At 66.8% G+C, this 26,411-nt stretch carries 27 protein-coding genes; 10 read left to right on the top strand and 17 right to left on the bottom strand.

Translation table 11 applies throughout. The annotated features are described in order from the left end of the window. Positions 1 to 247: 247 nt before the first annotated feature. Entirely contained in the window at positions 248 to 1,234 is a 987-nt protein-coding gene (locus tag MHZ91_RS11785) for a tripartite tricarboxylate transporter substrate binding protein (protein WP_175121460.1), read from the top strand. Positions 1,235 to 1,448: 214 nt separating this feature from the next. Here the strand turns inward: MHZ91_RS11785 and MHZ91_RS11780 are convergent, their stop codons facing one another. Beyond that, positions 1,449 to 3,032 (bottom strand): aldehyde dehydrogenase (NADP(+)), encoded by a 1,584-nt coding sequence (locus tag MHZ91_RS11780; RefSeq protein WP_239213706.1) that lies wholly within the window; start codon positions 3,030 to 3,032, stop codon positions 1,449 to 1,451. A 115-nt stretch (positions 3,033 to 3,147) separates the two neighbouring features. After that, positions 3,148 to 4,062: a 5-dehydro-4-deoxyglucarate dehydratase gene (gene kdgD, locus MHZ91_RS11775; protein ID WP_175136457.1), complete on the bottom strand. Its 915-nt coding sequence runs from the start codon at positions 4,060 to 4,062 to the stop codon at positions 3,148 to 3,150. A gap of 244 nt (positions 4,063 to 4,306) precedes the next feature. Here kdgD and garD point away from each other — a divergent pair, with 244 nt between their 5' ends. The 5 genes from garD (at position 4,307) to MHZ91_RS11750 (ending at position 9,247) form a co-directional block, all read left to right on the top strand. Continuing rightward, entirely contained in the window at positions 4,307 to 5,875 is a 1,569-nt protein-coding gene (garD, locus tag MHZ91_RS11770; protein ID WP_175121463.1) for a galactarate dehydratase, read from the top strand. 61 nt (positions 5,876 to 5,936) lie between these two features. Beyond that, positions 5,937 to 6,986, top strand: coding sequence for an SMP-30/gluconolactonase/LRE family protein (locus MHZ91_RS11765; RefSeq protein WP_239213704.1), 1,050 nt, complete (start codon positions 5,937 to 5,939; stop codon positions 6,984 to 6,986). 71 nt (positions 6,987 to 7,057) lie between these two features. Then, positions 7,058 to 8,035 carry a tripartite tricarboxylate transporter substrate binding protein gene (locus MHZ91_RS11760; RefSeq protein ID WP_175121465.1) on the top strand — a complete coding sequence of 326 codons (978 nt, stop codon included), beginning with the start codon at positions 7,058 to 7,060 and terminating at the stop codon, positions 8,033 to 8,035. 95 nt (positions 8,036 to 8,130) lie between these two features. Beyond that, on the top strand, positions 8,131 to 8,496 hold the full coding sequence (locus MHZ91_RS11755; RefSeq protein WP_239213702.1) for a hypothetical protein: 366 nt from the start codon (positions 8,131 to 8,133) through the stop codon (positions 8,494 to 8,496). Between the two features lie 154 nt (positions 8,497 to 8,650). Continuing rightward, positions 8,651 to 9,247, top strand: coding sequence for a DUF4202 domain-containing protein (locus MHZ91_RS11750; protein WP_175121466.1), 597 nt, complete (start codon positions 8,651 to 8,653; stop codon positions 9,245 to 9,247). Positions 9,248 to 9,334: 87 nt separating this feature from the next. Here the strand turns inward: MHZ91_RS11750 and MHZ91_RS11745 are convergent, their stop codons facing one another. From MHZ91_RS11745 to MHZ91_RS11715, 7 genes are all read right to left on the bottom strand, one after another. Beyond that, on the bottom strand, positions 9,335 to 10,123 hold the full coding sequence (locus MHZ91_RS11745; RefSeq protein WP_239213701.1) for a ProQ/FINO family protein: 789 nt from the start codon (positions 10,121 to 10,123) through the stop codon (positions 9,335 to 9,337). An 82-nt stretch (positions 10,124 to 10,205) separates the two neighbouring features. Further along, positions 10,206 to 11,678, bottom strand: coding sequence for a hypothetical protein (locus MHZ91_RS11740; RefSeq protein ID WP_239213700.1), 1,473 nt, complete (start codon positions 11,676 to 11,678; stop codon positions 10,206 to 10,208). A gap of 243 nt (positions 11,679 to 11,921) precedes the next feature. After that, the gene (locus MHZ91_RS11735; protein WP_056318016.1) at positions 11,922 to 12,143 is read right to left on the bottom strand and encodes a hypothetical protein; all 222 of its coding nucleotides are present in this window, start codon (positions 12,141 to 12,143) and stop codon (positions 11,922 to 11,924) included. An 8-nt stretch (positions 12,144 to 12,151) separates the two neighbouring features. Continuing rightward, positions 12,152 to 12,541: a hypothetical protein gene (locus MHZ91_RS11730; RefSeq protein ID WP_175121468.1), complete on the bottom strand. Its 390-nt coding sequence runs from the start codon at positions 12,539 to 12,541 to the stop codon at positions 12,152 to 12,154. 164 nt (positions 12,542 to 12,705) lie between these two features. Next, entirely contained in the window at positions 12,706 to 13,512 is an 807-nt protein-coding gene (gene hpaI, locus MHZ91_RS11725) for a 4-hydroxy-2-oxoheptanedioate aldolase (protein WP_239213699.1), read from the bottom strand. Between the two features lie 25 nt (positions 13,513 to 13,537). Then, the gene (locus tag MHZ91_RS11720; RefSeq protein WP_239213698.1) at positions 13,538 to 15,061 is read right to left on the bottom strand and encodes an altronate dehydratase family protein; all 1,524 of its coding nucleotides are present in this window, start codon (positions 15,059 to 15,061) and stop codon (positions 13,538 to 13,540) included. A 6-nt stretch (positions 15,062 to 15,067) separates the two neighbouring features. Beyond that, positions 15,068 to 16,090 carry a tripartite tricarboxylate transporter substrate binding protein gene (locus tag MHZ91_RS11715; protein WP_370647801.1) on the bottom strand — a complete coding sequence of 341 codons (1,023 nt, stop codon included), beginning with the start codon at positions 16,088 to 16,090 and terminating at the stop codon, positions 15,068 to 15,070. Between the two features lie 142 nt (positions 16,091 to 16,232). On the opposite strand from MHZ91_RS11715, the gene MHZ91_RS11710 reads away from it, so the two are divergent. Beyond that, the gene (locus MHZ91_RS11710; protein ID WP_239213697.1) at positions 16,233 to 17,192 is read left to right on the top strand and encodes a LysR substrate-binding domain-containing protein; all 960 of its coding nucleotides are present in this window, start codon (positions 16,233 to 16,235) and stop codon (positions 17,190 to 17,192) included. A gap of 25 nt (positions 17,193 to 17,217) precedes the next feature. On the opposite strand, the gene MHZ91_RS11705 is transcribed toward MHZ91_RS11710, so the two are convergent. From MHZ91_RS11705 to MHZ91_RS11670, 8 genes are read right to left on the bottom strand one after another with little or no spacing between them, the layout of a single operon-like run. Beyond that, entirely contained in the window at positions 17,218 to 18,219 is a 1,002-nt protein-coding gene (locus MHZ91_RS11705; RefSeq protein ID WP_175121473.1) for a metal ABC transporter solute-binding protein, Zn/Mn family, read from the bottom strand. After that, a complete protein-coding gene (locus MHZ91_RS11700; protein ID WP_175136466.1) occupies positions 18,216 to 19,121 on the bottom strand; it encodes a metal ABC transporter permease in 906 nt (301 codons plus the stop codon). Before MHZ91_RS11700 ends, MHZ91_RS11705 begins: the two co-directional genes overlap by 4 nt. After that, positions 19,118 to 19,888, bottom strand: coding sequence for a metal ABC transporter ATP-binding protein (locus tag MHZ91_RS11695; protein ID WP_239213696.1), 771 nt, complete (start codon positions 19,886 to 19,888; stop codon positions 19,118 to 19,120). The genes MHZ91_RS11700 and MHZ91_RS11695 overlap by 4 nt, the downstream gene beginning before the upstream one ends. After that, complete coding sequence (locus MHZ91_RS11690) at positions 19,885 to 20,838, bottom strand: metal ABC transporter substrate-binding protein (RefSeq protein ID WP_218343945.1); 954 nt, start codon at positions 20,836 to 20,838, stop codon at positions 19,885 to 19,887. Before MHZ91_RS11690 ends, MHZ91_RS11695 begins: the two co-directional genes overlap by 4 nt. Before the next feature lie 44 nt (positions 20,839 to 20,882). After that, the gene (locus MHZ91_RS11685) at positions 20,883 to 21,491 is read right to left on the bottom strand and encodes a DUF6162 family protein (RefSeq protein ID WP_175121476.1); all 609 of its coding nucleotides are present in this window, start codon (positions 21,489 to 21,491) and stop codon (positions 20,883 to 20,885) included. 18 nt (positions 21,492 to 21,509) lie between these two features. Then, positions 21,510 to 21,836: a hypothetical protein gene (locus tag MHZ91_RS11680; RefSeq protein WP_175121477.1), complete on the bottom strand. Its 327-nt coding sequence runs from the start codon at positions 21,834 to 21,836 to the stop codon at positions 21,510 to 21,512. Beyond that, positions 21,833 to 22,372 carry a thiamine pyrophosphate-binding protein gene (locus MHZ91_RS11675; protein ID WP_175121478.1) on the bottom strand — a complete coding sequence of 180 codons (540 nt, stop codon included), beginning with the start codon at positions 22,370 to 22,372 and terminating at the stop codon, positions 21,833 to 21,835. The genes MHZ91_RS11680 and MHZ91_RS11675 overlap by 4 nt, the downstream gene beginning before the upstream one ends. Beyond that, positions 22,369 to 23,544 carry a PepSY domain-containing protein gene (locus MHZ91_RS11670; protein WP_175121479.1) on the bottom strand — a complete coding sequence of 392 codons (1,176 nt, stop codon included), beginning with the start codon at positions 23,542 to 23,544 and terminating at the stop codon, positions 22,369 to 22,371. The genes MHZ91_RS11675 and MHZ91_RS11670 overlap by 4 nt, the downstream gene beginning before the upstream one ends. Positions 23,545 to 23,751: 207 nt before the next feature. Between MHZ91_RS11670 and MHZ91_RS11665 the strand changes: the two genes are divergently transcribed. The 3 genes from MHZ91_RS11665 to MHZ91_RS11655 all read left to right on the top strand — a co-directional run bounded on the left by MHZ91_RS11665 (position 23,752) and on the right by MHZ91_RS11655 (position 26,207). After that, a complete protein-coding gene (locus MHZ91_RS11665) occupies positions 23,752 to 24,216 on the top strand; it encodes a DUF2946 family protein (protein ID WP_218343936.1) in 465 nt (154 codons plus the stop codon). A 73-nt stretch (positions 24,217 to 24,289) separates the two neighbouring features. Then, entirely contained in the window at positions 24,290 to 25,705 is a 1,416-nt protein-coding gene (locus MHZ91_RS11660; RefSeq protein WP_239213695.1) for a PepSY domain-containing protein, read from the top strand. Positions 25,706 to 25,793: 88 nt separating this feature from the next. Then, positions 25,794 to 26,207, top strand: a complete 414-nt coding sequence (locus MHZ91_RS11655; protein ID WP_218343932.1) for a DUF2946 family protein — start codon at positions 25,794 to 25,796, stop codon at positions 26,205 to 26,207. Positions 26,208 to 26,411 lie beyond the last annotated feature (204 nt).

Here is a 26,411-nt window from a genome sequence, read left to right as displayed (position 1 = left end):
ATTGAAAAGGCGGTATGCCGTGGCCGCGGCGTTGTTCGATCCGCGATGTCAGTCATCGTACAACATATAAGTCAGGCATACAACGACTTCCCAGGAGAAATGTTGTCGTACAACAAGCGGAATGTATCTTTTGAATCTAGGAATTTCCCTATATTGAACGGAAAAGTCGGCCGCGCTATCCTCAGCGCTCATTGTCGTACGACAACGTACAAGAACGGCGACAATTCCCAATCTCTAGGAGACAAGTTTGAAGGCATTCCCCCTGTTGAGCCGCCTGTCGGCCGTCCTGGCCGTCGCCACCGCTTTTGCCGCACCTGTCCACGCCGCTGATGACTGGCCGTCTGCGAAGGCCATCACGCTGGTGGTTCCGTTTGCGGCGGGCGGCACGTCCGACATTTTGGGGCGCTTGATCGCCCAGGAACTGGGCACGACGCTCAAGCAGACCGTCGTCGTTGAAAACAAGGGTGGCGCCGGTGGCGTACTGGGCGCGGACGCCGTGGCGCGCGCCAAGCCGGACGGCTACACGCTGCTGCTGGGCACGATCGCCACGCACGCGATCAACCCGTCGCTGCTGCCCAGCATCAACTACAACGCGGCCAAGGATTTCTCGCCCGTGATCCTGCTGGGCAGCATTTCCAATGTGCTGCTGGTGGGTGCGAACCAGCCCTATAAGAGCGTGCAGGATGTCGTTGCCGCCGCCAAGGCCAATCCCGACACCATCGCCTTCGGCTCGGCCGGGCAGGGCACGTCGCAGCATTTGTCGGGCGAAGTGTTCAAGCAGCTGACGGGCGCGCACCTGACGCACGTGCCGTACCGCGGCAGCGCGCCGGCCATTTCGGACCTGATCGGCGGGCAGATCCCCAGCTCGTTCGAAACCGCCCTGGTCGCGTTGCCGTATGTGCAAAGCGGCAAGGTCCGCGCGCTGGCGGTCACGTCCGCCAAGCGCACCGCCGTGCTGCCGGACGTTCCCACCATGCAGGAAGCCGGCGTGCCGGGCTTTGACGTCAGCAGCTGGCAGGCCATCTACGCCCCGGCCAACACGCCGCCGGCCGTGGTCGAAAAGCTGAACAAGACGATCGCCGAGATCGTGGCCAAGCCGGAAGTCACCGCCAAGATGCAGGGCCTGGGTCTGGCCTACACGCCGAACACGCCGGCGGAATTCACGGCATTCCAGGCGGCCGAGCAGGCCAAGTGGGCCAAGATCATTGCCGATGGAAAGTTGAAGGCGCAGTGATTGCGTTGTCAGGTATGAAAGCCTGGCGCGGGGAGTCGATCCTCGCGCCAGGTTTTTTTATTGGGTTGGAGTTTTGACGGGGTGAATCGGGGTTTGCAATGGGCGTCTCAGTAGGTGTCTGACACCGGTGCGAAATGGCGTAGGCCCCGGGCCGCGTGGGGCGGCGGCGGGGCCTATTTGTTGATGTGACGCCCGAAAATTAGGCGTCAACCCATTACGCCTTGACGAGCGTGCCGTCCACCATGCGCGTCAGACCCAGCGGGTTACCGCGCTGGACGCCTTCCGGCAGCAGGCCGTCGGGCAGGTCCTGGTAGCAGACCGGACGCAGGAAGCGACGGATCGCCGTGGCGCCCACCGACGTCGAGGCCGGGTTCGACGTGGCCGGGAAGGGGCCGCCGTGGACCATGGCGTGGCTGACTTCCACGCCGGTCGGGTAGCCATTGGCCAGGATGCGGCCAGCCTTGCGTTCCAGCACGGGCAGCAGGGCGCGGGCGTCGTCCAGGTCGGCGTCGTCCACGAACAGCGTCGCGGTCAGTTGGCCTTCCAGGTGCTCGGCCACGGCGCGGACCTGCGCGGCGTCCTTGCACGCGACAACCAGCGAAGCGGGGCCGAACACTTCGGCTTCCAGCTCGTGCGAGGCCAGGAACTGGTCGGCGCTGGCGCCGAACACCACGGCGCCGGCGGCGTTGCATGCCGGGTTCGAGGGTTCGCCGCGGCCGACCGTCGACACGCTGGCGTGGCGCGCGAGGGCGTCCGCGCCTTGCTCGTAGGCCGAGAAAATGCCCGGCGTCAGCATGGTGGCGGCGCCCTTGGCCTTGACGGCCTCGGCGGCAGCCTGGCGGAAGCGGTCCAGCGCCGGACCTTCGATGCCGATCACCAGGCCAGGGTTCGTGCAGAACTGGCCCACGCCCATCGACAGCGAATCCACGAAGCCCTTGGCGATGGTCTCGGCGCGCGCTTCCAGCGCGGCGGGCAGCAGGAAGACGGGGTTGATGCTGGACATTTCCGCGTAGACGGGAATCGGCACGGGGCGGGCGTTGGCGGCGGCGACCAGCGCCAGGCCGCCGCGGCGCGAGCCGGTGAAACCGATGGCCGTGATGGCCGGGTGCGTTGCCAGTGCGGTGCCGATTTCATTGCCGGCGCCAAACAGCAGCGAGAACGTGCCTTCCGGCAGACCGTGCTTGGCGACGGCTTGCTGGATGGCGCGGCCGACGAGCTCGGACGTGCCGGGGTGGGCGTTGTGCGCCTTGACGATCACCGGGCAACCGGCGGCCAATGCCGACGCGGTGTCGCCGCCCGCAACCGAGAAGGCGAGCGGGAAGTTGCTGGCGCCGAACACCACCACGGGGCCCAGGGGAACGTTGGCCAGGCGCAGGTCGGCGCGCGGCAGCGGCTGGCGCTCGGGTTGGGCCGGGTCGATGGTGGCGTCCAGGAAATAGCCGTCGCGCACCACGCGGGCGAACAGACGCAGCTGGCCGACCGTGCGGCCGCGCTCGCCTTGCAGGCGGGCGACGGGCAGGCCGGTTTCCAGGTGCGCGCGTTCGATCAGCGCGTCGCCGATGGCCACGATGTTCTCAGCGATGCTTTCCAGGAATTGGGCGCGCGTTTCCAGCGGCAGGGCGCGGTACGGGTCGAACGCGGCGCGGGCCAGTTCGGCGGCGCGCGACACGTCGTCGGCGGAGCCGGCGGGGTAGGCGGGTTCCAGGCGTTCGCCGGTGGCGGGATTGATGGCGTGCTGGGCAGCGCCCGCGCCCAGGACGGCGGTCGAGCCGATCAACATCTGGCCGGTCAGGTTCATGGTCATCTCCAAAAATAGGCGCCGATCCGAAGGATGGGCGTTGTCGCCCCCGACGGGTCCGGGGAAAAAAATGCCCCCGGACCGGGGGCAGATAGCAGGTGTCAGTGCGGACCGATTACTCGGCGCCGGACTTCTTGATCAGGGCGGCAAGCATTTCCATTTCTTCGCCGGTCAGGTCGGTCAGCGGTGCGCGCACCGGGCCCGCGTCGTGGCCGACCAGCTTGGCGCCGGCCTTGACGATGCTGACGGCGTAGCCAGCCTTGCGGTTGCGGATTTCCAAATACGGCAGGAAGAAATCGTCCAGCAGGCGGTTGGTGGTGTCGCTGTCGCCGGCCGCGATGGCGTTGTAGAACTCCATGGCCATCTTGGGCACGAAGTTGAAGACGGCCGACGAGTAGACCGGCACGCCCAGCGCGCGGTAGGCGGCGGCATAGACTTCAGCGGTGGGCAGGCCGCCCAGGTACGAGAAGCGGTCGCCCATCTTGCGGCGGATGCGGACCATCGATTCGATGTCGCCGATGCCGTCCTTGAAACCGACCAGGTTGGGGCAGCGGTCAGCCAGGCGGGCCAGGCTGTCGGCCGACAGACGCGACTGGGCACGGTTGTAGACGATGACGCCGATGTTGACCGACTTGCAGACCTGCTCGACGTGGGCGGCGATGCCGTCCTGCGAGGCTTCGGTCAGGTAGTGAGGCAGCAGCAGGACGCCCTTGGCGCCTTGGCGTTCGGCTTCTTGTGCGTAGGCGATGGCGGTGCGGGTGGGGCCGCCGGCGCCGGCCAGAATCGGCACCTTGCCCTTGCAGGTCTGCACGGCGGTGCGGATGACGTCGGAGTATTCATCGGGGGCCAGCGAGAAGAACTCACCGGTGCCGCCGGCGGCGAACAGGGCGGTGGCGCCATAGGGAGCCAGCCATTCCAGACGAGCCGCATAGCTCTTGGCGTTGAAATCGCCGTTCTGGTCGAAGTCGGTCACGGGGAAGGAAAGCAATCCTTCCGAAACAATGGCCTTGAGTTCTTGCGGAGTCGTCATGTTGCGCTCATCCCTAAATGGCCGTCGCAGGCGAAAGGTAGGTGCTTGCGAACGGGATGCGGTGGTAAAAGGTGAGTCATCGTACAACATCAATTTGCCGGATTCAAGGCGTGTCCCCATGTGGCGCAGCATTTACAAGGGGAAACCCGAAATTCCTTTCTAGAGCCTTTCAGCGATATTCTCTTAGTTGTACGATAACGTACGGTGCCCGCAGCGGGGCATCCATCAGGCTAAAGGATTCATCATGCAGGTTGCAGTCGAGCAGGCGCCCGTTCTCATCAAGATTCATCCCGACGACAACGTCGCCATCGTGGCCAACGATGGCGGATTGCCGTCGGGAACCGTTCTGCCCGATGGGCTTCAGTTGGTCGACGCCGTGCCGCAAGGGCATAAGGTTGCCCTGACCGATCTGGCCGAGGGCGACGAGGTCCGGCGCTACAACGTGGTGGTCGGCTACGCCGCCAAGGCGCTGCCGCGCGGCAGTTGGATCAACGAGCGCGTCACCACGATGCCGACGGCCCGCACGCTGGAAGACCTGCCGGTCTCCACGCGGATTGCGCCGCTGCCGCCGCTCGAGGGCTACACCTTCCAGGGCTATCGCAACGCGGACGGCACCGTCGGCACGCGCAACATTCTTGCCATCAGCACCACGGTGCAGTGCGTGCAGGGCGTGGTCGAGCACGCGGTCGCGCGCATCCGCCGCGAACTGCTGCCGCTGTATCCCAACGTGGACGATGTGGTGGGCATCGAGCACACCTACGGCTGCGGCGTAGCCATCGACGCGCCCGGCGCGGCAATTCCCATTCGCACGCTGCACAACATTGCCCGCAACCCGAACTTCGGCGGCACGTCCATGGTCGTCAGCCTGGGCTGTGAAAAGTTGCAGCCGGACCGCCTCCTGGCGCCCACCGCCATTCCGATCCGTGCCGGCGAGGGCATGGGCGGCGACGGCGTGGACACCATCGTCCTGCAGGACGAAGAGAACATCGGCTTCGATTCGATGATCCAGCTCATCATGCGCACCGCCGAGCGCCACCTGCAGAAGCTCAACGCCCGCCAGCGCGAAACCTGCCCGGTGTCGGACCTGACCGTCGGCGTGCAGTGCGGCGGCAGCGATGCGTTTTCCGGCGTGACGGCCAACCCGGCCGTGGGTTTTGCCACCGACCTGCTGGTGCGCGCTGGCGGCACGGTGATGTTCTCCGAGAACACCGAGGTGCGCGACGGCATCGACCAGTTGACCGCGCGCGCCGAAACGCCCGAAGTCGCGGACGCGCTGATCCGCGAAATGGCCTGGTACGACGCGTACCTGCAGCGCGGCATGGCCGACCGCAGCGCCAACACCAGCCCCGGTAATAAGAAGGGCGGTCTGTCCAACATTGTCGAAAAGGCCATGGGGTCGATCGTCAAGTCGGGGTCCTCGCCGATTCATGGCGTGCTGTCGCCCGGCGACCGCCTGACACGCAAGGGCCTGATCTTTGCGGCCACGCCCGCCAGCGACTTCATCTGCGGCACGCTGCAACTGGCTGCCGGCATGAACCTGCACATCTTCACCACCGGCCGCGGCACGCCCTACGGGCTGGCGCAGGTGCCGGTCATCAAGGTCGCCACGCGCTCGGCGCTGGCCCGCCGCTGGCACGACCTGATGGACGTGGATGCCGGCGTCATCGCCACCGGCCAGGCCTCGATCGAGGAAGTGGGCTGGCAGCTCTTTCAGATGATGCTTGACGTGGCCAGCGGCAAGAAGCAGACCTGTGCGGAAAAACTCAAGCTGCACAACGCCTTGGCGCTGTTCAACCCGGGCCCCGTGACCTGATCGGGGACCCAATCCGTCCGTAGCGCCATCGCAGAATAAAACCACCGAGAGGAGACAGCCGATGGAAATTGACCCGCAAGTCCAGGCCGGCCGGCGCCGGCTGCTGGGCGCCGCGCTTGCACTGGCCCCCGCCAGTCTGGTGCACGCGCAGTCTTTCAGCTTCACCCCGCAGCAGCGCTACCCGGACCCCTCGGTCCGGATCCTGGACCCGGAATTCGCCAAGTACCGCATCTACAGCAGCAGCGTGGAGCAGCTTGCGACCGGCTTCCGCTGGCTGGAAGGTCCGGTGTGGTTTGGCGACGGGCGTTATCTGCTCGCTTCGGACATTCCCAACAACCGCATCATCCGCTGGGACGAAACCACCGGCCAAACCAGCGTGTTCCGCCATCCGTCCAATTTCAGCAACGGGCTAGCCCGGGATCGCCAGGGCCGCCTGCTGGCCTGCGAACACCTGACGCGCCGCGTCACGCGCACGGAGTACGACGGCAGCATCACGGTGCTGGCGGACCGCTTTGACGGCAAGCCGTTCAATTCGCCCAATGACATCGTGTGCCAGCGCAATGGCGCCATCTGGTTCACCGATCCGCCCTTCGGCATCGGCGGGCACTGGGAAGGCGACAAGGCCACGCCCGAGCTGCCGCATTCCGTCTATCGCATCGATCCCGGCAATGGCCGTGTGACGCTGGCGCTTGCCGACCTGGCCGGTCCCAACGGCCTGTGCTTTTCGCCCGACGAGAAAGTGCTGTACATCGTCGAATCGCGTCACCAGCCCAATCGCGTGATCTGGGCCTTTGACGTGGGCGCGGACGGCGCGTTGTCCAACAAGCGCCTGCACGTTGACGCGCAAGGGCCTGGCGCCATCGACGGCATCAAGTGCGACGAGGCCGGCAACCTGTGGTGCGGCTGGGGCAGCAACGGCTCGCCCGACGCCAAAGCTGAGGACCTGGACGGCGTGATGGTGTTCAACCCCGCTGGCAAGGCCATCGGCCACATCCGCCTGCCGGAACGCTGCGCCAATCTTTGCTTTGGCGGCGCCAAGCGCAACCGCCTCTTCATGGCGAGCAGCCATTCGCTCTATGCCCTGTACGTGGAGACCCGCGGCGCGGCATAGGCACATCCCCACCGCGGCCTCACCAGGCCGCGGGACACTTCAACACACATACCAAACAGTGTGGAGACAGCATGAACCCGAGCAAGAGACAGTTCCTGGGCAGCGCCGCGGCGCTTTGCCTGACGCCCCTGGTGCCGGCATGGGCCCAATCGGCGGAATGGCCGACGCGGCCCGTGCGCATTGTCGTGCCTTACCCGCCCGGCGGCTCGTCGGACATCATCGCGCGCATCCTGGCGCCCCGGCTGGCCGAAGTGCTCAAGCAGACCGTGGTCGTCGAGAACAAACCCGGCGCCAACGGCAACCTGGGCGCCGGTCTGGTGGTGCAGTCGGCTAACGAAGGCCACACGGTCCTCTTGTGCGACGTCGGCGCGCTGGCGATCAGCCCGTCCGTCTATACGAAGCTGACCTTTGATCCGTCCAAGGACCTGCGCGCCGTCGGCATGCTGGCGTATTCGCCGCACGTGCTGGCCGTGCACCCGGACGTAAAGGCCAAGACCGTGCAGGATCTGGTCGAGCTGTCCAAGAAAGAACGCATCAACTTCGCCGTCACCGCGATCGGCAGCGCGCCTCACCTGGCGGCCGTCGCGGTTCAGCAGGCCACCGGCGCGCAGTGGGAATACGTGCCGTACAAGGGCGGTTCGCAGGCCGTCACCGACACCATCGGCGGCCAGACGCAGATCATCATGAACGGGCTGCTGGCCACGCTGCCGCACATCAAGTCCGGCAAGCTGCGCGCGATCGCGATTTCCAAGAGCGAACGCATGAAGCTGGTGCCGGACATCCCCACCATCTCCGAGCAGGGCGTGAAGGGCTTTGAGTCCGGCACGTGGCAAGGCGTGATGGCCCCGTCCAACATGACCGACCCGGTGGCGGCCCGCCTGCAGATGCTGATGGCGCAGATCGTCACCCAGCCGGACGTCACGGCGCAGTTGAACGAGCAGGGCGCCGAGATCGTCACCAAGAGCCCGGCCGAACTTGCGCAGTTCTTCAGCAGCGAGCGCGCGCGCTGGGCCAAGGTCGTGGCCAGCACCGACATCCGCCTGGATTGAACGGCGCCGACCCCGCCTTGCTAGGGGCGGGGTTCGGGAGCACACTGGAGTTGCGTCCAGGCTTCGGCCTGGACCGATTCCGTGGAGCTCGGTCAATGAAACCCTTGTTTGCCGCGGTGCTGGGGGCATTGGGTGCGTTGTCGGCGCTGGCCGCTGCGCCTGTGCTGGCGCGCGATCCGCTTCCGACGGTGCCATCGCCGCCAACGTCAGCCCGCACCTTGCCGGATACGTGCCTGGGCACCGATTGCCCGCGCATCGTTGACCCGGGCAAGATCAATCGGGATTGTCTGGGCACCTCGTGTCCGGGGTCCCGCTATCCGTCGCCGGCGGCAACGCCCACGCGGCCGCAGGATCAGCCCGGGCTGAAGGCGCCCACCCGGACATGGCTGCCGCCGATGCCGCCCCGGCCGGGTCAGACGCCAATAGGGCCGCTGACGCCCGCGCCCGCGTTGCCGCGATAGGCGCAGGGCTCGTGCATTATTCGTCGCCAGGCGGCATCACGAAGCGGCATGGTGGACGCACGGCGCCCCAGGCCGCAGGTATGATGGCCTGCTTGCGCCTGTCAATCTCCGCGCCGGCCCACACGCGCCGGGCTTTCCGAAGACACCACACCCCATGAACGACCGCCTGCAGCAGACTCTGCGCCGCTTCGACGACTACAACGCCGCCGACCCCAACACGTTTACCTGGGAAGGCGAATCCTGTCCGCAGGAGCTGTTTCTTGCGCAAAAGCTGCACGAATGGGTCATGAAGCTGGCGCCCGATGCTTCCGAACCGTTGATCCTGGCGTCCCGGTGCCAGCACATCGGCCGCTGGGAGATCGCACGCGCCAGCTATCCCGAAGGCCGCATCGGCTACCTGACGTGGCGCAAGGCGCTGGCACGGCATCACGCCGGCATCGCGCAGGAGATCATGAAGGAAGCAGGCTATCCGCAGGCAGATTGCGAGCGCGTGGCGGCGATCCTGATGAAGCAGGGCATCAAGCAGGATCCGGACGTGCAGGTCATGGAAAACGCGCTGTGCCTGGTGTTCCTGCAATACCAGTACGAGGCTTTTTACCCGGCCCACGAAGACAAGATCGTCGAGATCCTGCGCAAGTCCTTGCTGAAGATGGACGGCGCGGGGCATCAGCAGGCCATGACGCTGACCTATTCCGAGAAGGGCATGGGCTACATCAAGCAGGCGCTGGCGGCGCTGGAGCCGGCAGGATAGATACAGCCGCATCAATGCAGAAAGGCCTGCGCCAGGCCGGGAAACATTGTCCCGGCCTGGCGCAGGCCTGAATTGCTTTTGGCGGGCTTATTCGGACGCTTGGGGCGTGACGTCTGCCTGGTTGGCGTCAGTGGGCGTGACGTCTGCGGACGTCGCACCGGCGGCCTTCGTGTCGGCGGCTTTCACCTCTGCGGCTTTCACCTCTGCTGCCTTCACATCCACCGCTTTCACATCAGCGGGCGGCACGTCGGCTGGTTGCGCGTCAGGGGCGGCGTCAGCAGCCGGCGCCGGGGTCTGCTCAGCAGCCGTCTGCGCCTTTTTCTCGGCCCGTGCGCGGGCGGCGTTGCGCGACGCGTTGCGAGATGCCATGCGCTTGGCGTGGCGCGCTTCGTTGGCGGTCACGGCGCCGGCGGGTTCGCCGTTCAGGTCCACGCGCGGCGCGTCCTCGACCATGCTGGCCCAGTAGCGGCGGCCATCGCACCAGGTCTTGACGGCTTCCTTGATCTGCGCCTCGTCGAGCTGCAGCTGCTCGGCGTGTTGCACCAGGTCCGCCAGCACGCCCAGCTTGAGCGGCAGCTTGGGCGCGGGGTTCTTGGGGAAAGCCTTGGGAAAGTGACGTTGCAGGCGCGAAATGGCGACGACCACGGGATCGACCGGCGTCTCGCGCTTTTCGGGACGCGGCGCACGCTGGCCCTTGTCGCCGCCTTGCGCGCGCTTTGCCTTGTCGCCGCCTTGCGGACGCGGACCCTTGCCGGCGCCTTGCGGGCGGCGCGGCTTGTCCGTGCCTTGCGGTCGCGATTCGTTCTTCGAGCCTGCCTTGTCAGGCGACTGCTTGATAAGCAATTCCCGGATCGCGGCTAATTGTTCTAGTCCCATGTGCTACACAAAAAAAAGGTTGAGGCGGCGAGCGTATCCGCTGCGCCGCCAGTTGTCGGCCTTTCAGCAGCCCTGAAAACTTCTACCCGGAGATGACCACGAGCAGCGCCAGCGACAGCAGGATGCCGAACGCGGCCAGGGCAAACGGCAGTAGTAGAACATACACGCCGCGTTCTTGCCCCCGTCCATGCGCCAAACCGGCCGCAATCGACATCCGGACCGGCGAAAAAATCCCCATCGACGTGCCCGAGACGTGCAGCAGCGCGGCGGCCGCGGGCACGTTCAGACCGGCCTGAAGCGCTAATGATAGCTGGGAAGACATGAACAGGCTGTTCGGCGCATTGCCGCTGTTGGCCAGAATGCCGAATGCGCCAGCCAGAAGCGGCGTGATCAGGATAGTCCAGTCGCGCAGGCTCGAGAATAATCCATCGGCATACGCCCGGGAAATGCCCGCGCCCGCCAGCACCTCGGCCATCATTGCAAACAGAAAGACGGACATGACGGCATGACGTCCTGTCATCCACGCGGCGCGTGCCTGAGCCCGCAGCGCGCCCGGGTGGCGTTGCCAGGCAGCCATGGCTACCGCGCCCGCGATCAGCCAGCTTCCGGCGTGCAGAAAAGGCATCCAGGCCGGCAGGTCCGCATAAGGCTTGAATTCGGCCACGCCGGCAAGGCCGCGATTCAGGCCGGGGACGAGCCGCGTAGCCACCAGCCAGGCGATGAGGGCGATGTAGGGCAGGGCGCGGCGTGCGGCGTCCAGCGCTTGGCCGCGATCAGGCCTGCGGTCCGCCAGGAAGCGCAGCACGATCAGCGGACCGTAGGCTGCCAGCAGCGCCGTTTCCGGACCCAGCAGTGCGGTCGCTGCCGTCAGCAAGGCCAGGCTCGCGGCCATCCAGCCCGCTTCGCGCCCCAGTTCGGCCGCAGGCGCGGACAGCGCCGCGCGTGCGGCAGTGCGCCAGTACAACGCCAGCCACACCCCCATCAGCAGCGCCACGGGCGCCATGCTGTAAAGAGCAAGCTGCGTGGCCGGCACCCGCGCGTAGGCCGAGGCCAGCAACGTGCCGCTTCCCATCGCGCCCCACGGGATCAGCGTCTGGCTGAGCAGCGCGAACACCATGATCTCGCGCGGCTTCAGGCCCAGCGGGCGGATCAGCATCACCGTTCCCAACATGCCCACACCGAAGCCCGTGGCGGACTCGGCAAACGGGCCGACCAGGAAACAGGCGAAGAAGAGCAGCCGGCGCCGTGCGAGGGGTTCGAGACGCATGGCGTCCGGCGGATTGCCTGCCGCGCCCTTGCTCATGCCGCCCTGCGCCGCCATCTGCCAGAACAGCAGGCCGCCGAGGATGTAGGGGGTGATGATCCAGCCGATCCAGAGTCCGCGTTCCAGGGCAACGGCCAGTTGCGCCAGCGAGAACGGCGCGGGCGCGGCGAGCAGGGCGATGGGCAGCGCCGCCAGCAGGCCCAGCGCGGCGGCGATGGTCGTGTTGACGCGCCCGCTCGCGATCGCGGCGATCACGGTCAGCGCCGGCAGGGACCACAGCAGGTACATCATGAAAGAAACATCCGCATCGCCCGGGTGAAGTCGCGGCGCAAAGCGTATCAGTCTATGGCCGCAGCGGGTAGCCGTGGCGATGGGCGGCATGAAGGTGGGCGACGAAGGCGGCGGGCGGGGTGCAGGCAGGGACGCGCGCGTGCAGGCAGACCCCAGACGCAAGAACGCCGGCTGGCGTTTGCACGCGAGCCGGCGTTCGGGGGCGACGGGTCAGGTCGGTATTGCGTTGTCTACTGGCGTTGTTTACTGGTTCGCGCCGCGGATGTTGCCGGCGATACCGCCGGCTGCACCGCCAATGGCGGCCCCAGTCCAGGCGCTGCCCCCCGCGATGGCGGCAATGCCGGCGCCCGCCGCAGCGCCCATCAAGCCACCCGTGACGGTGCCTTGCTGTTCCTTGGTCATGTTGGTGCATGCGGCCAGCGATGCCATCGCAATGGCCAGGCCTATCGTGCGGATAGTCTTCATGGCGGCTCCTAGGGGGTGCGTTTCGTCTTGGTGGCAGGCACGACGATCTCAAACCAGATCGTCTCCATGACGGGGCGATCCAATTGGCCCGGATTGGCGGCATACCAGCGGTCGATGGTCTCGCGCACCGAGTCCAGCGTCTGGTTCTGAAGGCCCGCGGAGAACTTGGGCACCAGCGTCTGGGTATCCGGCACGGCCCGGCGTTGCTGATAGGCGCGTTCAACCTCAAGCGCATTGGCCACGCCCAGCAGATAGGCCTTCTTGAGGTTGGCGTCGGAATCGGTCCAGTGCTTGCCGGTGATGATCGGGGCGGGGTCCGAGGGGGCGGCCGTGACAGCCGACCCGACAAGCATCGAGAGGGCTACGGTCGCTGGGCCAAGCAGGTGTTTTACTCGCATCGCATCGCTCCTGTTGGGGGAACAAAAGATAGAAAACAACCTTCGCGCGCGATTCGGGCGGGGGGATCGAGATGGCCGATCGAAAAGCGGTACCGACCAATTTATGCCTGAATGCGTGGTCATGCAAGACCGGATTACAGGACGGATCGGCCGCTTCGGGATGCTCAATAGGCGGCTGCCGGGGCGGGCGCCGCGGCGTTCTGGTCCGCGCAAGAGAAGCTTGCCGCCAGCCGGCGGGCGCTATTTGCGTAAAGCAGCACGTCAACGCCTACCGCCACGAAGGTGCAGCCCAGTTCCAGGTAACGGCGCGCCAGCGCGGGGTCCGATGTCAAGGTTCCGGCTGCTTTGCCGTGTTCGATGATGACTTGCATGGCGCGCTCGATGGCGGCCTGCACGTCCGGATGCCCGGGCCGCCCGCGATACCCCATGGACGCGGCCAGATCGGCCGGCCCGATGAACACGCCATCGACGCCGGGCACCTCGCAGATCGCCTCCAGGTTCGACAGCGCCTGCACCGTTTCCGCCTGCACCAGCAGGCAGATCTCGTCGTCGGCGATTTCCAGGTAGTCCTGACGGGCGCTCCAGCGTGATGCGCGCCCCACGGCGCTGCCCACGCCGCGTATGCCTTGCGGCGGATAGCGGGTCGCGGCCACCAGGGCGCGGGCCTGATCGGCGGTGTCGACCATCGGCACCAGCAGATTCTTCGCGCCGATGTCCAGCATCTGCTTGATGAGTGCGGTGTCTCCGGCCACCACGCGCACCACGGGCTGGGCACGGTAGGGCGCCACGCTCTGCAGGGCGGCCAGGGTACCGCGCAGGTCGTTCGGTGCGTGCTCGCCGTCGATCAGCAGCCAATCGAAGCCTGCCGTGGCGGAGACCTCGGCCAGATAGGGATCGGCCATCGAGAGCCACAGGCCGACCTGGGCCTGGCGCGCGGCAAGGGCCGTCTTGAAGGGGTTGTGTGCAGGCATGCGTGAAGGTTCCTGAAATGACGGGTCAGCTGACGATGCCCAGATGCCAGGGCACGAATTCATGGTTGCCCAGGCCCAGCGCTTCGCTCTTGGTCGGCGCGCCGGAGGCCGCGCGCAGGATATGGTCGAAGATGCGTTGTCCCATCTGCGCGATGTCCACCTCGCCATCGAGCACCGCGCCGCAATTGATGTCCATGTCCTCGACGAGGCGCGCATACATGCTGCTGTTGCTGGCAAGCTTGAGCGTGGGCGCGGGCTTGGAGCCGAACATCGATCCGCGGCCCGTCGTGAAGCAGATCAGGTTGGCGCCGCTGGCGATCTGGCCGGTGACGGCGACGGGGTCGTAGCCGGGCGAATCCATGAAAACCAGGCCTGCGCGGTCGATGGGCTCGGCATATTCATATACGGCCTGCAGCGGCGTCGTGCCGCCTTTCATGGCGGACCCCAGCGATTTCTCGAAAATGTTGGCCAGGCCACCTTGCTGGTTGCCGTGGCCGACGACGCCGTTGAACTGCGCGTTGTGTCCGGCCGTGTACCTTTCCCACCAGGCCAGCCGGTCCAGCAGTTTCTGGCCCACTTCCGGCGTGACGGCGCGGCGCGTCAGCAGGTATTCCACCCCGTGGATCTCCGGGGTTTCGGACAGGATCGCCGTGCCGCCGTGCCGCACCAGAATGTCCATGGCTGCCCCCAGCGCGGGATTGGCCGTGATGGCGGAGTAGCCGTCCGATCCGCCGCATTCCAGACCGATCTTGAGGTGGCTTGCCGGCACGGGGCTGCGGCGCGCGGCATCGGCCAGCGGCAGCATCTCGTTGATGGCCCCGATGCCGGCCTCGATCGTGGCCCGGGTGCCGCCCGTGTCCTGCATCACGAGCGTACGCACCCGCGCGTCCCCGGCCAGATCCTGCGATTCGATCAACGCCGACACCTGATTGCGTTCGCAGCCAAGCCCCACGATCAGCACGCCGGCCAGGTTCGGGTGCCGCGCGTAGCCGGCCAGCGTGCGTCGCAGGACATCGAAATGCTCGCTGGGCGACGACATGCCGCAACCGCTCGTCTGCGCGAACGCCACTACGCCGTCCACGTTGGGAAACGCGGCAAGGCGTTCGGGCGTGAAGTGCTGCGCGATGTGGTGGATGACCGTCGCGGAACAGTTCACCGACGCGAGGATGCCGATGAAATTGCGCGTGCCTACCCGGCCATTCCCCCGAACGTAGCCCTGAAACGTCGCGCGTTCGGCCTCGGGCAGGATGTCGACCGGCCGCACATCGCGGCAGAAGCCCGGATCCCGCTCGAAGTCGGCGAGCGCAAGATTGTGGGCATGCACGTGCTCGCCGGCTTCGATGTCGCGCGCGGCCACGCCGATGATGGCGTCGTACTTGCGCACCGGCGTGCCTGCCGGAATCCGGCAGGCCGCAATCTTGTGGCCGCCCGGCACCTGCGCGCGTACCCGCAGGCCCAGCGCCGGGATAGGCATGCCCAAGGCCAGGGCCTCCCGGGCGACCAGCACGTTGTCGTTGGCGTGCAGCCGGATCAAGGGATTGGAAGTCACCGGGGATCAGCCTTTCTGCAGCATTTCTTTCAGTTTCAGGCGCGCGATCAGCGCGGTCTCCTGCGCATAGACCGACGCCACATAGGCCTGGTAATCCGGCCCGTCCAGGTACATCACCGGCGCATCGATGCGGTCGGCCACCTGCTTGAAGGCGTCGCTCTTGACCGCGGTGCGGAAGGCCTCGCGCAGCTTGCGCTCGACGGCGGGGTCCAGGCCCTTGGGCGCGCCGATGCCGTTGGGGGCCTCGACCACGACGTCGTAGCCCAGTTCTTTCAGGGTGGGCGCCTCCTTGAAACGCGAGGCGCGCGACTCGCCCCAGGTCGCCAGAAGCCGCAGCTTGCCTGCCTCGACATGCGGCGCCCACGAGCTTGAATCCGCCAGCAGGTCGATCTGCCCGCCCAGCACATCCTGCAAGGCGGCCGCGCCGCCCTTGTAGGCAATCGCATTGAAACGCGCGCCGGCCGTCATGGCGAACTCTTCCATGCCCACATGCGTCGCCCCGCCAATGCCGGCGTGGCCGTACGTCAGCTTGCCGGGATTGGCCTTTGCGTAAGCCACGACCTCCTGCAACGTCTTGAACGGCGAACTGGCAAGCACTGCGATGCCGAAGGTCTGGCCCGACGTACGCGCCAAATAGGTCAGCTCGCTGCGCGGATCAAGCTGCAACAGTCCCAATTGCGAGAAACGCGCCACCGAAATGGGAATCTGGCCGATGGTGTAGCCGTCAGGCTGCGCCTGCGACAGCGACTTCGTGCCGATCATGCCCGAGGCGCCCGCGCGGTTCTCCACCACGATGGACTGGCCCAGCACGCCCGACGCTACCTGGCAGAGCGCGCGCATGGACTGGTCCGCGGTGCCGCCAACGGGCCAGGGGCAGATGAAGGTGATGGGGCGCTGCGGATAGTCCGCGGCGCGTGCCAGGCCGGGGGCCAGCAGGCCGGCCGCGCCGGCGCCAGCCATGGCGCCCAGACAGGCGGCGCCCGCCAGGAACCTGCGCCGGTCCCGGTCAGGGGTGGGGATGTGCCTCATGGTTTGTCTCCGATGTGATTATTTTTGTGAGCACCCTCAAGGCTACAAGGCCGCCCGGATCTATTCTCGTGAGCTTATATATAACTATCCAATAGAATTGCCGCATCGAAAGATAACAAGTCTGATATGTAAGGATGTTGGCATGGCGCACCTGGACCGCGTGTTCCGCTCAAACCTGAAGCTGCGTCACCTCCAATTGGTGGTGGCGCTGGACGAGTTCCGGCATTTGGGGCGCACGGCCGAGTTCATGGCGGTCAGCCAGCCGGCGGTGTCGCGCATGTTGTCGGAGGTGGAGTCCATGCTGGGTCTCGCACTGTTTGCGCGGTCCGTGCGCGGAACGGAGCCCACCGACGCGGGCGCTGCAGTGGTGCGCTTTGCGCGCGGCGTGCTGGCGCAGTACGAGCGCACGCGCGATGAGATCGACGCCGCCGCAAGCGGCGCGGCGGGCAAGACGCGGGTGGGGGCGATGGCGGTCGCGCTGCCGGTGCTGCTGGCGCGGGCCGTGCATGCCTTGAAGCTGCGGTCGGCGCGCGCGACCGTCCTGATCGAAGAGGGCGATCTGACCCATCTGCTGCCGAAGCTGCGCCTGGGCGAACTGGATCTGTTCGTGGGACGGCTGGAGCCAGGCTACGCCGCGCCCGATCTGCATGCCGAAGCGTTGTTCGAAGAGCCGATGGTAGTGGTGGCGGCGCCCGGCAGCGACGTGGCAGGCCGCAGCGCACCGGGGTGGGCGGATCTGGCGGCGTTGCCTTGCGTGATGCCGCCGCCGTGGGCGTCATTGCGGGTGAAGCTGGAGCAGCAGTTCCATCATCGCGGCCTGCAGCCGTCGTCAGATCTGATGGAAACGTCGTCCTACCTGTCCACGCTGACCTTCATTCGTGAGCGCAATGCGGTGGGATTTCTGGCGAAGTCGGCCGCCCGCAGTTTCGAGCGCCAGGGCCTGTGCTGGATCCTGGACGTGCCGCTGGACCTGGCATTGCCGCCGGTTGGCATCATCACCTTGCGTGAAGCCCGGCTGCCTGCGGCCAGCGCGCACCTGATCGAATGCCTGAAGAACGAGGCAACGGCGCTGATGGCTGATGCGGCAAACGGCGCCGGTTAGGCCGGCGCCGTTCCCGCGATGGGCTTTACTTCGCGGCGGTGGTCTGTGCCGCGGCGGGCGCCAGCGCCTGCAGGAGCAGCTTGGCGTTGGCCTGCAGGTCGGCAACGGGATCGGCCCCGTCGGTGGCCAGCACGACGGCCTTGGCGCCGCCGGCTTCGATGGCCTGGCGCAGTTCCGGCGTGGGCTCGCGGTGCAGCAGCGCGGCGGCCGCGCCGTTGTCCTTGAGAGTGGCGGTCAGCGCCGCCAGCGTCTCAGGTGTCCAGTCCTTGTCGTCGCGCGCGTTCGTGTCGATCAAATCCAGATTGAACTCGGCAATCAGGTAGGGCAGGCGCTCGGACAGGCTGACGACGGCCACGTTCTCAGCCTGAGCCAATCCGGCCTGGCTGCTGGCGTTCAATTCGACCAGCGTGCGTTTGATCTGCGCCAGGTTCTCGGCGATGCGCTTGTCGTCGGACGGGGACAGGCGCCCCAGATCGGCGGCGACGATGTCGGCCATGCGGCCCAGGTTGACGATGCTGAGCCACGGGTAGGCGGCAAACTGTCCGCCGGGGCGCGTGTCGCTTTGCAGAGCAATGCCGTTCAGCGCGCCATCGAGCGGGCGGGCGGCGTCGATTTCGACGATGCGGATGTTGGTGCGCCGCGCGTTGGCGTAGAGCGGATCGTCGGGCCAGATGGAGCGCAGGCCGACCGCGGCGTCCGCCGATGCGGCGGCCTTTTGCAGCGCAGCGCCGCCGCGCCCGCTGAAATACGACGTGAGGCGGGTGGCCGGCAGGTTGGCGGGCGCGGCGCGCTCCACACGGATGGTGCTGCCTTTGGCCAGGCTGTCGGTCAGCGCAAACACGACGGGATGCGCGGCCAGCACGGTGACGCTGCCCGTGGCGGCGGCCGTGGCTTCCGGCTGCGCGGCGCGCGCGGCGCGGCCGGATTTGGCCGCTTCCTGGGCTTGCGCCGTGACGGCGGCGCCCAGCGCGGATGCCAATGCCACGGCCAGGGCGGCGCGGCGCAGGGTGACTGACTTCAAACTCATGCTGCATTTCCTTTCAGACCGGGGACCAGGCCGCGTGCCAGGGCCGAGATCGCAAACAAAACACCCGCGACCAGAATGATGGCCGCGCCGGATGGGATCGGCAGTTCCAGTTCGATGGGCAACATGATGCCGGCCAGTGTGCTGAACAGCGCGAACAGGACCGACATCGTAAAAAAGCCCTTGAGCGACTGCGCCAGCATCCGCGCCGCGGCCGCCGGAATCACCAGCAGTGCGCCGACCAGAATGGCGCCGATCACCTTGACCGAGGCCACCGTGACCAGCGTCACCAGGATCACGAACAGGTAGTCCATGGCCTTGACAGGCACGCCGCGCACGGCGGCCAGCTGCGGATTGAAGCTGGCCAGCATCAGCCGGTTGTAGTTGGGCAGGGCCAGCGCCAGCGCCAGGATCGCCACGCACGTCAGAACCGACAGGTCGTTGCTGTTGACGGTAAGCACCGAGCCGAACAGCACGTTTTCCAGGATGTGGATGTTGATGCGGCCTGAAAGCACGAGCAACAGGCTTGCGCCCAGCGCCAGCGACACCGACAGGAAGACGCCAATCAGCGTGTCGGGCGTGAGGCGCGTGCGATTGCTGAGGAAATTGAGCAGGATGCCGAAGATGAGGCAATAGCTGAACAGGCTGCCATACGGGCCGGTGTAGGGCTCGCCCAGCAGGATGCCGATTGCGACGCCGGTCAGCGCGGCATGGCCAACGGCTTCCGAAAAGAACGCAAAGCGCTTGACCACGACCAGCGTGCCCAGGCCGCCCAACACCGGTCCGATGATCAGGCCCGCAAGCAGGGCGTTGGTGACGAAGCCGAAGGCCAGCGATTCGGGCAGTACGCCGGATTCCGCCGCGCTCTGAATGAGCTGGCGCAGGTTGTCGAAAAAGGCGTTCATGCGGCGCGCTCCTGCGGCTGATTGCCAACGCGCGGCCGGGTTGAAAAGAGCGCAAGCAGGCGGTCGGGCGTCAGCACCTGCGCGGGCGGGCCGTCGCAAAGCACCTGGCGGTTCAGGCCGGTGACGCGATCGGCCAGGCGGCCGACGGCCTCCAGGTCGTGTTCGATCCACAGCACGGTCACGCGCTGCGCGCGCCAGCTGTCCAGCAGTTCTTCAAACACGCGCACGCCGGCTTCGTCCAGCGCCGACATGGGTTCGTCCAGCACGACCATCGACGGGCTGGGCACCAGGCCCTGGGCCAGGAGCACGCGCTGGCGCTCGCCGCCCGACAGCGCGCCCATGCGGCGGTTGCGCTTGTCCTGCATGCCAACGCGTTCCAGCGCGTCGCCGATTTCCTTCGATTTCGCGCGCGACAGGCCAAGGAACGCAGGTTTGCGCTGGCACATCGCGGCCATGAAATCGTTGACGGTCATGGGCAGGCCACGATCGAACTCAAGGGCCTGCGGGATGTAGCCGATGACGCCCGCCCGGTCGCCCGGCCACGCCACGCTGAGCTTGCCGCGATGCGGCATCTGGCCCAGCAGCGTCTTGACCAGCGAACTCTTGCCGCCGCCGTTGGGGCCGACCAGCGCATGCACGCTGCCGGCCGCAACGGTAAAGGCGACGTCGCTGAGGATGTCGGTACGGCCGAGCGTCAGGGAGATGTGGTCGAAGGTCAGCGTGGGACCCATTGCGCCGCCCGGGTGGGCTGTCACGGGGCCGGTCACGCGCCGGCCTCTTCGATGGCGCGCACCACAGTGGCCAGGTTCTGCTTCATTTCTTTTTCGAACTGCTCGGGGCTGTATTCGCCATACGAGATGTGCGACAGCGCATACAGCTTCACGCCGGTCTCGCGCTGGATCGTCTCGACGTACGCGGACGGGAAGTTGAGCTCGGAGAAGATCACCTTGACGTCCGCCGCGCGCAATTGCTCGATGGTGCCCTTGAGCTGCGCGGGGCTGGGCTCGATGCCGTGCGCCGGTTCGACAACCGCAGTGACTTCCAGGCCGAACTCACGCAAGAGGTAGTCGTAGGCGCCATGGATCGTGGCCACGCGCAGGTCCGCGTTGGGCGCTTTTGCAAGCTGGCCAAGGGCGTCGGCGCGCAGCTTGCGCAGACGCTGGCCATAGGCGCGTGCATTGGCGGTGTAGGTCTGCGCGTTGGCCGGGTCGATACGGCCCAGTTCGCGTGCAATGGTGTTGATCTGGGCGATCGAGGCGGTGATCGACAGGAACGTGTGCGGATTCACGACCTTGCCGGAATCGCCGCCGCCGCGTGCGGCCATGCCCACGGCCGCCAGCAGCGGCACCTGCGCGTTCGCTTCGATCACGGGGATTTTCGGCGTTTCGCTGGCGGCGATCATGCGGTCCGCAAAGTCGTCATGGCCGATGCCGTTGAGCACGACGACATCCAGGGTGCCGATGCGCTTGATGTCTTCGGCACGCGGCTCGTAGGCGTGCGGATTGAAGCCCACCGGAATCAGCGGCACGACCTCGGCCTTGTCGCCCACGATGTTGGCGACGTAGCTGTAGTAGGGATGCAGCGTCACGCCGATCTTCAGGCGCTTGGCCTCTTCGGCGTGGACGGGCGCGGCGAAGGCGCCGGCCAGCAGCGCCAGCGCGGCGATCGGCGCGGCGCAGCGGCGCAGGAGCTGTGAGAAAGACGAAAAGGCAGACATAAATCCGTAGGCTCGTGTCGGAAGACGAAGGGGGAGGGGCCCGGTCAGGGCTTGTTCTGGCGGGTCACGCCGGCGTCGAACTGAGCGACGACCTGGCGCCAGCCCGCGGCGGCCAGCGCGGCGTCGTCGGTGGCAGCGGGCACGCGGGCCGCGGCATCGCGGGCCAGCCAGACATCAGCCTGGGCGTCCGCGCCATGGTCATGACCATGGCCGTCCTTGGCGTGGCCGTCTTCGGTACGCAGCAGGAATGATCCGGCCAGTGCAACGTCGGCCGTCTGGCCCACGTATAGCGCCTTACCGCTCTGGCGTTGGAGCCGCCAGGCGTGGCCACCGCGCACGGCGGTGCTGTTGTCGGCCACAAACGGCGGCAGCCCCTGCGCGGCCAGTTCTTCAACCGAAGGCAGCGGCTCGCCGGCCTGCAGCGCGAAGCCGATTTCCTCGTAGGCGACGCGCAGGTCGGCGTAAATGCCTTGTTCGGCGGGCGTCAGGTCGCGCCGCGCATCGATCTGGGTGGCGGCGAGCGGCGCGCTTTCGGGCGGCGCTTCACGCAGGCCGATGTAACCCGCGGCGGCCGCGACGATGACCAGGCAGGCGCCCAGCACCGCCAGCGTTTCGTGTCCGGCGCCCGCGGGTCGGATGACTTGTGTATGCATGCTGCGAAGGGCCGGGGCTTACTGGATGTCGACGTGGTCGATTTCAACGACGTGGCCGGGGCCCGCGTCGAACAGCACGTAGAACTCGCCGTTGGGCCGCTTGAACGACATCTTGGAATCGGCATCCAGCTTGCCCGGCACGATGATCTGTTCGTCGTACGAGATCACGTCCATGGTGACGCCGGCGGCGCCGCTGCCGTCGGAGAATCCGCCGGTGCACTGGATCTGTTCCTTGCCATCGGCCTTGCATTCGGCCATGGGGTTGTGCGCCAGGGCCGTGGCGCTGGCGCTCAGCAGCGCGCCCAGCAGGGCAGCGCGAAGGCCGTTAGCGAAAATTGCATTCATCGGGATGCTCCTTGTTTCTTCAGCCACTCGACGGTGGCGGGGGAGGCCATGGCAAGCGGCCAGGCCGCCTGGTGCACCGAACCGTCCCAGCCTTCCGCGGTGACCCAGAGCTCGGCGTCCGGGGCGGTGCGCGGCGGGATCGGCACGGTGGCAAAAGCCCGGTGCGGGCTGCCAAAGAAAATCGAACCCGCGGCACGCAGGCTGCGCGGTTTGCCCACGCGCACGTAGACCGCGCGGATCTGATCCTTGCAGCCTTCGCACTGGGCCATGGTGAAGGTCTTGACCATGCCGGCTGGGTCGGACTGGGGCGGCTCGACCTTCCACTCGGCAAACTTCAGCTTCCAGGGACCCACGTCCAGCTCGCCCGCGGGGCGCTGGCCCAGCCCCATCAGCCCGCGCGACAGCGCCAGGTTGTCGAAATACTTCGGGACATAAATGATGGGAAGAATGAGCAGCAGGGCGCTCAGGTGAAAACGCCAGCGGCGCCAGAAACTGGGTTTGGCCGCGGCGGCGTCCAGGGTGGCGGTCTTGCTCATTCGGTCACCTCGCGAGCGGCGGTACGGTCTGCGCGGGCAGGGCGCAGGGCTTTGGCAGTGGCTTGCGCGGTGCGCTTGGTCCAGATCAGGAGGCCGCTGAGCGACATCATGGTCAGCAGGAGGCCAAACAGGAACCACACCAGCTTCAGCCAGAAGCCGCCGAAGTCGCCGGTATGCAGCGGCCGCATGGATTCAGTGAAGAATTCCAGGCCGTTGCGGTCGGACAGGCGGCGCACTTCCTCGACCGCGCCGTTGTACGGATTGATCTTGGCGTACTGGAACATCAGCGGGTACGCGCCGCGGCCCGAGATGGTGATCGGGTCATACGCGTTGCCGGGGAAGAAGACGTGCTGCGTTTCCAGGCCGGGCAGTTCGCGCTCGGCAATGGCAACGATCTCGTCGAGCGGCAGGCGCTTGACGGTTTCGCCGGCGGCGACGGTGGGCACCTGATCGCGGGCTACGACAGCCGGCACGCCCTGTGTCGAAATGGTGGTCGCCGTGTCGGACAGGATCGCCTGCGCCAGGAACCAGATCGCGCTGACCGAAATCAGCAGGATGAACCAGACCGACCACAGACCCGACAGGCGGTGGAAGTCGCCCCAGAAAATGCGAGCGCCCTGGCCGACGCGCAGACGCGGCTTCTGGAAATAGGCGCGCCAGAACCGCTTGTAGACCACCAGTCCGGTGATCAGCGACAGCAGCATCGGAATCGACAACAGCGAGACCAAGTACCAGCCCCAGCTATAGCCATTGTTGAACGGGATCAGCAGCCAGCCGTGCAGCGCGCGCATGAATTGGCGCAGGTCGAAGTTCAAGGCCGGACCTTGCACGTGGCCGGTGTACGGGTTGACGTAGATCGAGGTGAAGCGTGCGCCCGGATAACCCACGGCGGCCGTCAGGGCGAACTGCGATTCCTCAGGCCAGGACAGGCGCTGCACCGACGCTTCGGGTTCCTGTTTGGCGATGGAGTCCATCAGGGCCTGGTAGCCCATGCGGGGCGTATCGGCATCGGGCGCCTGGGCGCGAACGGCGGGGTTGATGAGCCAGACGATTTCCTGGCTGATGACGGCGATGGTCCCGGTCGCACAGATGAAGAAAAGGAAAATCCAGATTGGCAAGGCCAGCCAACTGTGGACGAGAAACCATAATTTGGAGCGCGATGGCTTGGCCATTCAAAAGCTATCCGGTAGACAGAAGAGGGTTGCCTGATCCCCATTTAAGGGAGGCGTCAGGCGGAATTCTAGCAATAATAGTTCTCAATTGTCTTAGTTGACCCTTCGATCGGTCGGGCCGCGCCGGCGCAAAGCATCCGGGATTGGCGGCCCGATGTTTAAAATGCCGGCTTGGCGACGGAATCGGCCGTCGCCCGGAAATCCCGCATGCCCACCCGATCGTCCTGTCCGTCCTCACGTCCAGTCTGCGCCGCCACCCTCGTGCGGCTGTTGCTGCTGCTTCTGCTGGTGGTGCGGGCGTTCGTGCCGGTCGGATACATGCCGGACGCGCAGGCGCTGAAGCAGGGGCGCCTGGAACTGGGCTTCTGTGCCGCGGGCGGCGGGGTGTTTCCCGGCATGTCGGGCAGGGCCGATGCGCACACCGCCCACACCGATTCCTCTCATGACCACCATGAGCACCACGATTCTTCCCAGCACGTGGGCGCCGGCCAGGAATGTCCGTTCGGGCTGAGCGCACACCCGGCGCTGCTCGTGCCGCCCACCGTCGCGCTGGTTCCTGCCTTGCTCGGCTGGTGGGTGCAGGCGCCCCGACTGACCGACAGTCCGCGGCCGCCCATGCCGGCCGCCGGGCCGCCGCTGGGACAGCGCGCTCCGCCTCGAATCACCGGATGACATCTGTCGCCGTGCGCGCCAAGCGCACGATTGCCGCCTGCTGCAGGCGGCGTCCGTTGTTTTCGAGAACATCATGTCCACTGAGACCCTGGTTAGTCCGGCCGCCTCCACGCGGCCGAGGGCGGCAAGCGGCAGCGCGTTGCTCGCGCTGATCACCCGGCTGCATTTCTATATAGGCCTGTTCGTCGGCCCCTTCATCCTGGTCGCGGCGGTGACCGGCACGCTGTTCGTGCTGACCCCGCAACTGGAAAACCTCATCTACGCCGACCAGTTGCGCACCACTTCCACTGGCGCGGCGCAACCCCTCGCGGCGCAGGTCCAGGCAGCGCAAAGCCAAGTCGGACCGGGCCCGCGCCTGTTCGCCGTCCGGCCCGCGCCCGGCCCCGGCGAAACCACGCGCGTGATGTTTACGCAGCCCGGCATGGGCGATTCCGAATCCCGCGCGCTATTTGTGGACCCCGTCACGCTGAAGATCCAGGGCGACATGGTCGTCTACGGCACCAGCGGCACGCTGCCTTTCCGGACCAAGCTGGACTACCTGCACCGCAACCTGATGCTGGGCGACCTGGGCCGCAACTACAGCGAACTGGCGGCGTCGTGGCTGTGGATTGCGACGCTGGGCGGTCTGGTGCTGTGGTTTGCCCGGCGCGGGCGCGACAAGGCGTTGGAAGCCCGCAGCCCGCGCCTGCGCGCCCGGCGCTGGCATGGACTGCTGGGGTTGTGGATCGGCATCGGCCTGGTGTTCTTCTCGGCCACCGGGCTGACCTGGTCCAACTGGGCCGGTGCGCGCGTGGATCAATTGCGCGCGCAGTTGGGGTGGATCACGCCGGCGGTGTCGTTGAAACTGCCCGACGCCGGGATGCCCGCCATGGCAGCCATGCCCGAGGGCGGCGAGCATGCCCATCATCATGGCGGCCAGCATGACCACGCCGCCATGTCGCCGGCGCCGGACACCGTGCCGGCGGGCTTTGACCGGGTGTTGCAGGCCGCGCGCCAGGGCGGCATCGACAGCAGCCAGCTTGAAATCCGGCCGCCGCGCGGCGCTGGCCAGGCGTGGTTGGTGCGCGAGGTGGACCGCTCCTGGCCCACCCAGGTCGACACCATCGCCGTGGATCCGACCACCTATGCCATCACCAGCCGTGCCGACTTCGACACCTTTCCGCTCATCGCCAAGCTGATCCGCTGGGGCGTGGACATGCACATGGGCATCCTGTTCGGCTGGCCCAATCAACTCCTGATGGCCGCCATTGGCATCGCCCTGACGACGATGATCGTGCTGGGCTACCGGATGTGGTGGCTGCGCCGTCCGGCCGCGGGCGCGACAGGGCAGACGCTGACTCACGCCTGGCGCGAGCTGTCATGGCCCGGACGGATCGGCGTGGCGGTCATCGCGCTGGCGCTGGGATGGAGCCTGCCGGTGATGGGCGTGAGCCTGGCCGTATTCCTGGTCATTGATGTGTTGCGCTGGGTAGCCGCCAGACGCGCTTGATATGCGTCAACGGGCAGTGCAGATGGGCGCGGGCAGACCGGATTCGGGGCCGGAACCGCGCTACCATCTGCGGCGTCAAGGGGATTTGATGTACACAAGCGCCACTGCTGCCAGACGATGGGTTTCGCTGTTCGCGGCGGCCCTGTTCGTCTTTCAGGCGCTGATTGCCTCTGCGGCGCTCGCCGCACCAAGTCCCGCCGGTATGTCGGGCGCCGCCGGCGCCACCACCATCATCTGCACGGCCAGCGGGCCGCGCGTTGTCACCATCGGCATCGAAGGCGCCACGCAAGGCGTCGAGCAGCACAGCGGCGCCATGCCGCATTGCTGCGTTGCCGGCTGCGCCATGTTGGGCGGCGCCACGCTGCCCGGACTGTGGCTGCTTGCCTGGCTGCTGCCTACGCTGGCGCAGCCTGCTACGGCGCCGGCCGCCGACGTTCCTTACTTCTCCAGTGCGCATGCCCGGCTGCAGCAGCAGCCGCGCGCGCCGCCACCCGTCGCCTGACGGCACTTCTCTCAGCATCACCGGTTTGCATCGCGGCGCCCACGGTTGACGGGCGCGCCGCCGGTTAGCGCCTGCTCATATCGCCGCTTTTGGCACGGATCCGTTTGAGGATCCGGGCGCCGAGGCGCGCCCATGCATGGCCTGTCCGCGCGGGGGTCAACGCCCCGATTGCAGATTCCGACTCAGATTCCAAGTTGATCCAGA

The sequence above is a fragment of the Achromobacter sp. ACRQX genome, from assembly GCF_022346505.1.
Lineage (GTDB): Bacteria > Pseudomonadota > Gammaproteobacteria > Burkholderiales > Burkholderiaceae_B > Achromobacter > Achromobacter animicus.
Note: the sequence above shows the minus strand (reverse complement) of the source record. Positions and strands in the feature narration are given on the sequence as shown.